Consider the following 6,020-nt stretch of genomic DNA (forward strand, 5'->3'; position numbering starts at 1 on the left):
CAAAGATCACGCCAAACAGTTCACTTTTTTTGACGTTATGAGACAGCTTCTAGTATGCTCGCACTTGACCTCCGTTTTTTTGCCATTGCAGATTATTATTTAAAGCACGACGTGGAATCATTTAAAAGCCAGCTGTCTGAAGCCGCAGAATTGCGTAACAGTCTTTTCCTCAGGTATGAAAAAGGTGAAGCAATAGATGACTCGTATGTTTCCATGTTGTCGTATAAATCATTATTCAACGCTTTAGCAGCAAATAACAGGGACGTTGCTAAACGACTCGCGCTGAATATGGGTGGGCGCGAGGTCTTGGAGCGAAAATATGATCACCCTTTTGACTATGTCATGGGATATACTTTAAGAGCTTTTGTACTCAATGAATTAAATGAGATGGAAAGGTGGCTCCCGAAGCTGGTTGTCGCATGCGAAAAATATAAGATGAGAGATTTCGCTGGATATGCCCAAGTGTTTCAGGGGATTCTTGAGAAGAATTCCCTCCTGGCAAATGAAGGATTTCAATCGATCATACGTGGTCACTTAAGACAGACAAAAGCGAACAGAATATTTGCAAACACGGCCGATCAAATTTTATGTGTCTGGGGGATTGGGATGGCGAATCTTGCTATTTCCCATCAATTGCAAATAGCAGCCATTCCACCTCTTCTTCCGGGTGAGCTTATACAAATGACATGATGGAGAACAAAAAAAGTGTCAGCGACAAATGGCACTACCAGCTGTGGTGTAACAGTTTATGTTTATACGATTGTCCTTCGGGGCCGGTGCCAAAGGTCATACTGAGGGCGAAGGTGAAGAGTAACAGGCTGCTGGCGAATGCGATATAATGTAACTGAAAGCCGATGAGCAGGCCGAGGGCCAGCAGGACTTCCAGGATCGTAGCGGTCCAGGCAAACGGGAGAACCAGAGCTGCAGTCGCGTGTCGTCAACGAAGTGTTGAAAACGGCCCCAGAAGCCGAAATGGTCGGCGACGGCAGAGAGGATGAAAACTTACCCAGCCGTAAAGGGTTAAGTGGTGTCAGGTCCATTTTTCTGTTCCGGACACCTTTTTGACTTACTGACAACTTATTATTTAAGGACCAGTTCAATGTCGAATACTCAAGCAGCTTCTTCCATTCCCCTGGCAGTGCGGATTATCATCGCCATCCTGATGCCCCCCGTTGCGGTTTTTCTCCAGGTGGGCATGACCATGCACTTCTGGTTGAATATTGGATTGACCTTATGCGCGTATATACCAGGTCTCGTCCATGGGCTGTGGGTGGTGATCAAGAAATAATCAAAATGCCTCTGGACTGTTTCACAGTCAGAGACTCTAATAATTTTCCATGCGGAATGATGCGGTCATCTGGCTGCGATGCCTGTTTTTAAGGAATGTACGATGCGAATTCTGTTGTTTACCCTGATTGCTGCCATTTCTTTAAACTTCTCCCCTGTCATGGGGCAGGAAGCGGCACCTGCGGCGCCTCTCAAAAGTGTGAAGCCCGGAATCAACAAGCCGTTCCTCGATCCCGATCTGAATATTGAGGAATGGATCAATCGTTTCGAAGTCGAGAGTCGCGAAGTCTTCCGTGCGAAAGAACAGATTCTCAAGCAACTGAAACTCGCTCCGGGCAACCGCATCGCCGATATTGGCACCGGCACAGGCTTGTTTGTCGAACCGTTTTCGGAGGCGGTTGGCAATAAAGGCTGGGTGTATGCGCTGGATATCGCTCCCAAGTTCGTAGAACGCATTGCGAAAATGGCGGATATTCTCAATCTGAACAATGTCACGCCGGTACTCTGCGGGCAGGACGACATTCGCCTCGCGCCCGGCTCAATTGATGTGGCCTTTATTTGCGATGTCTACCACCATTTCGAGTACCCCGCCGCTTCGCTGGCTTCCATTCACAAGGCGATGGTTCCCGGCGGAAAACTGGTGCTGATTGATTTTGAACGCATCCCCGGAACGTCCCGGGACTGGACGTTGAACCATGTCCGGGCCGGGAAAGAAACATTCCGCAAAGAAATTGAGCAGGCCGGCTTCGAATTTGTGGAAGAAGTGAAGATCCCCGCTTTTCAGGAAAACTACTTCCTGTGTTTTAAACGGAAGTAGTCGGGGAGTGGCATAGTATTCTGGTCTCGCGGTTTTAATTCAAATGGAGATAAAAGGTTCCTGACAATTTTATCTCTGACAGAAAAATTCATTGCCAGCCATTTTGATGAGCCAGGCCATTGGCAATCATGATGACGGCAAACAGGACCCAGGAGAGAAAAACCATTCCGCATGCGGCACCAGGCCGCCCGCTTTTTCTGGCGACGCGGAAGGCCCAGACCAGCAAGGCAAAAACGCCCAGCGACGCAAGCAGCGTAAGCCAGACCGGGGTGGCGGAACTCAAGCTTTGTCCGGCAAGAGACATCAGGATCAGGAGCGCAGAACAGGCGCCGGTGGGCACGGCAAGCGCCCAGAAAACGTAAATCACGGTGTCTCCAAAGTAGCGGGTCCGGGTGAGGAAATCGGCATCAGGTGTCCGTGGATCGCGATGGTTGTGTGGCCTGACTTGTTGATCGACTGATCCGTGTACTCACTTGCTGGCGGCTGGATTGCAGACCGACACGTGGCGTACGAATTATTGTAACCTCATAAATTAACGACCGAAACGTGGCTGTCAATCCAATTCGCACGTAATAGAAGTGAGCTGATTCTGAGGGGCTGATCCCTTTTTCTTTCCATTACGGAAACGAACAAAGGGATGTCGTACGAAGGTAAACCTTTACACCACAACCGGCAGTGCCTTTCGTCGCGGACACTTTTTTTCATTCGTAACAGCGCTTTCATCGCCGGCTCCCGTTTCAATGCAAAACAGCGGGTATCGCGTGAAACAGTTCCCGCATTGTGCTGCGCACTTCGCCGGGCCAGGTCTGTCGTGATGCCTGTTCCCCCAATGGAAAAAGTGTGTCAAAATATCTTTTCGGATATCCCTGGTTTTCCTTGCATCGTGCGCGTTACTTGGGAATCATTTCAGATAGGATAATGAACATGCCTCTTGACGGACATCCTGCCGGCGGGCCACGAATTCCTGTAATTAAAGAGAAGATTATGAAACTGAAACGCGCCTCTCTCCTGACTGTAATCTGCCTTACTCTGTTCTGCGTGACCACAAAAACCCGGGCGGATGTCCGTCTGCCGCGGATCTTTGGGGATCACATGGTCCTGCAACGTGATCAGCCGATTCCTGTCTGGGGCTGGGCTGATCCGGGTGAAGAGGTCTCTGTGACTCTCGGCGGCACGAGCATTTCCACCGTCGCTGACGACCAGGGGAAGTGGACAGTGAAACTTCCCGCACAGCAGATCGGCGATCCGGTCACACTCACCGCCAAAGGCAAGAACACGCTCACGCTGACGGATGTGCTGATCGGCGAAGTCTGGCTCTGTTCGGGCCAGTCGAATATGGAATGGACGGTTGCCAGCAGCAATGACTTCGAAAACGAAAAAGCGGCCGCCAGTTTTCCGAAGATTCGTCACATCAAAATCCCGAAAATCCCCAGCGGTTTCCCGCAGAATGATGTCGAAGCCACATGGGCCGTCTGTTCGCCCGACACCGTAGGCGGATTCACAGCGGCCGGCTACTTTTTCGGTCGCAAGTTACACAAGGAACTTGATGTCCCGATCGGTCTGATCAACTCTTCCTGGGGAGGCACCCGTATTGAACCCTGGACGCCCCCCTGCGGTTTTGCGCAGGAACCCGCGTTGGCCGATCTCTTCAAACAGGTGGAACTGACCAACCCGGCGAACGCTGCTTACAAAACGACATTGAGTGCTTATCTCAAAAGCCTGGAAGTCTGGGCCGCGCAAGCGGATGCCGCACTCAAGGCGGAGACTCCGTTGACGCCTCCCCCCGCTTATCCCGCCGCGATTCAACCACTGACGAGTCACGGCTCGCCGACCACACTTTATAACGGCATGATTCATCCCCTCGTTCCATTCGCGATGCGGGGCGCCATCTGGTATCAGGGAGAATCGAATCACGGCGAGGGCATGCTCTACTACGACAAAATGAAAGCACTCGTCGGCGGTTGGCGCGAAGTCTGGAATCAGGGCGAATTCCCTTTTCTCTACGTGCAGATCGCCCCGTTCCAGTACGGCAGCGAATCGCCCAGCATCCTGCCTGTGTTCTGGGAAGCGCAAAACAAGTCGCTGGAGATTCCGAACACCGGGCAGGTGGTCATTCACGATATCGGTAACCTGAAAGACATTCATCCGAAAAACAAACAGGATGTCGGCGATCGTCTGGCGCTGATCGCGCTGGCAAAAACTTACGGCCAGAAAGACCTGGTTTATTCCGGTCCGGTTTTTAAATCGCTGACGAAAGAGGGCGCCAAGTTGCGTGTAACCTTCGATCACGTCGGCAGCGGGCTGGTGTCGCGCGATGACAAGCCGCTCACCTGGTTCGAAATCATCGGCACGGATACCGACTTCGTGCCGGCCGAAGCGGTCATCGATGGCGACTCGGTAATTCTCTCCTCGCCCAAAGTCAAAGAAGCAGCAGCGATGCGGTTCGCCTGGCACAAACTGGCCGAGCCGAATCTGGCCAACAAAGAAGGTTTACCGGCCGTTCCGTTCCGCGCGGGCGAAGTGCCTGATCGCGACTGGATGTCCTTGAAAGTCGACGAAGCCAAAGAATTCAAACTGATCTATGATCTCGATTTGAAAAATCTGGGTGGTCAGATCAATTACAGTGTCGATGTGAGCAAGGGGTTTTCGAATCCCTTCGACCGGATCGCCTACTTTCTGGAGCTGCAGAAAATCGGCGAGGAAACGCAATTCGTGTATGTTTCGATGGATGCCTTCACCGACGATATCACAAAAATCGCTGTGCCAACGGTCGGCAGCAAAGCCAGCTTTCAGCAGAAGGTCGCCAATTTAAACGTGGTCTCCAATGCCGCTGGCATCGCTACGGGCAAAGGCCTCCCCGGTGGCAACATTGAATTCTGGCCGAGCAATTACGGCCCCACCAATTCGATGAGCGTCCCTAACGCCAGCGCCGCGCTCTGGGACTTCGGCGACGAACCTGCAGAGCCCAGCGATGGATATGGCTGCATGCAGGTCCACAACTACGAAGCGAAGCAGACGATTTTCGCCATTAACCAGTGGAAAGGCGGCCCCGCAGCAGACATCGGCATCGGCAACAGCACCGGCAAAACCCGCGACTGGACATTCACCGCCAACGCATCACAGTACGAACTCAAACGACTCCGCGTGCTCGTGCGACCTGAATGAGCGAGCGGTTGCGACGCATCTCTGGAAAAAAAGACCCGTCCTGACAGGACCGTAAAGGTGTCTGGTCTCAATAATGTGGCCCCTTGTACGCTCTCCAAAGTGTCATCCGCGACAGGGACCATTAATATTTGGATTTGAAACAATTTTTTCCATTTGATCGCAAGCCGGACTGAGTCGAAATCCGCGGCTCTTGGTGTGACTTATTGTCACACCAAGAGCGCGCCCCTGTGTCGAGAAGTCTCGATTTTGATGTTCGATTTATATTCCATCATGCGAATTTGAAAGCGGGACGATACGTTCTGCATCCACTTCGAAACATCTTCCCTGAGTAAGTTCTGAGATTCTTCCAGATTACAAAACACAACTCGATGCGGGAAAGAAAATAATCATGGCCCTTTTGTCCCAGCATGATATCACATTTGGCAATCTGCCCTATTTGGCTACAAAAATAGAGGCAAATCACAGATTTGGAATTGATCTTGAATTGAATTTATCAAAAAGGAATCAGACCAAAATAGAGCCCACTGACAAAATCGATAAACAAACAGTAATACCAGAGAGCGCATTTTTAAAACTTTTAAGAACGGAACTCAAAAGGCCTTTGAATCGATTTTAGACTATCTGATGATGTAATCCGCTTTCCCGATTCAGAAAACTTCCACTAGAAGTCACTGAAAATATGTGTATAATGAGAAAGCGCTATTTCTGATTTGTTTAAGAGATCCTTACTTATAGAATTTAAGTATTAAGG

5 protein-coding genes are annotated in these 6,020 nt (G+C 50.7%); 4 read left to right on the forward strand and 1 reads right to left on the reverse strand.

Translation table 11 applies throughout. The annotated features are described in order from the left end of the window. Positions 1–54: 54 nt before the first annotated feature. The 3 genes from Q0294_RS21315 (at position 55) to Q0294_RS21325 (ending at position 2,104) form a co-directional block, all read left to right on the forward strand. Positions 55–690 (forward strand): hypothetical protein, encoded by a 636-nt coding sequence (locus Q0294_RS21315; RefSeq protein ID WP_299469477.1) that lies wholly within the window; start codon positions 55–57, stop codon positions 688–690. A 409-nt stretch (positions 691–1,099) separates the two neighbouring features. Further along, a complete protein-coding gene (locus Q0294_RS21320; protein ID WP_299469479.1) occupies positions 1,100–1,288 on the forward strand; it encodes a YqaE/Pmp3 family membrane protein in 189 nt (62 codons plus the stop codon). A gap of 102 nt (positions 1,289–1,390) precedes the next feature. Next, entirely contained in the window at positions 1,391–2,104 is a 714-nt protein-coding gene (locus Q0294_RS21325; protein WP_299469481.1) for a methyltransferase, read from the forward strand. Between the two features lie 88 nt (positions 2,105–2,192). Here Q0294_RS21325 and Q0294_RS21330 read toward each other — a convergent pair whose 3' ends face one another. Further along, positions 2,193–2,471, reverse strand: a complete 279-nt coding sequence (locus Q0294_RS21330; RefSeq protein WP_299469483.1) for a hypothetical protein — start codon at positions 2,469–2,471, stop codon at positions 2,193–2,195. 557 nt (positions 2,472–3,028) lie between these two features. Here Q0294_RS21330 and Q0294_RS21335 point away from each other — a divergent pair. After that, complete coding sequence (locus Q0294_RS21335) at positions 3,029–5,269, forward strand: sialate O-acetylesterase (RefSeq protein WP_299469485.1); 2,241 nt, start codon at positions 3,029–3,031, stop codon at positions 5,267–5,269. Positions 5,270–6,020 lie beyond the last annotated feature (751 nt).

The organism is uncultured Gimesia sp., from assembly GCF_937919775.1.
In the GTDB taxonomy this organism is placed as follows: Bacteria; Planctomycetota; Planctomycetia; order Planctomycetales; family Planctomycetaceae; genus Gimesia.

Coding starts and splice junctions, on each gene's coding strand:
- Q0294_RS21315 (WP_299469477.1), top strand. CDS start 55: ATGCTCGCACTTGACCTCCGTTTTTTTGCCATTGCAGATTATTATTTA.
- Q0294_RS21325 (WP_299469481.1), top strand. CDS start 1,391: ATGCGAATTCTGTTGTTTACCCTGATTGCTGCCATTTCTTTAAACTTC.
- Q0294_RS21320 (WP_299469479.1), top strand. CDS start 1,100: ATGTCGAATACTCAAGCAGCTTCTTCCATTCCCCTGGCAGTGCGGATT.
- Q0294_RS21335 (WP_299469485.1), top strand. CDS start 3,029: ATGCCTCTTGACGGACATCCTGCCGGCGGGCCACGAATTCCTGTAATT.